General features: G+C 62.2%; 1 protein-coding gene. It reads right to left on the bottom strand.

Features of this window, described 5'->3' with window-relative positions:
- The coding region (locus HWX25_RS33855; protein ID WP_279610161.1) for a hypothetical protein at window positions 1–254 on the bottom strand (254 nt) is incomplete at both ends.

Genomic DNA, 254 nt, shown 5'->3' with positions numbered 1-254 from the left:
TCGTCGGCAAACAGCTCGATTGCATCGCTGTCCACGTCGACCTCGACGGGCATCAACTCGCTGTCCACGGGCCTGAGCTCGACCAACAGCTCGGTGACTTCACTGTCGACCTCCACGTCGACGGGTCTGTCGTCGGCAAACAGCTCGATTGCATCGCTGTCCACGTCGACCTCGACGGGCATCAACTCGCTGTCCACGGGCCTGAGCTCGACCAACAGCTCGGTGACTTCACTGTCGACCTCCACGTCGACGGG

It is taken from the genome of Burkholderia sp. BCC1640 (assembly GCF_902833125.1).
GTDB lineage: Bacteria > Pseudomonadota > Gammaproteobacteria > Burkholderiales > Burkholderiaceae > Burkholderia > Burkholderia diffusa.
The sequence above is the reverse complement of the archived record's forward strand: the minus strand, read 5'-3'. Positions and strand labels throughout refer to the sequence as shown.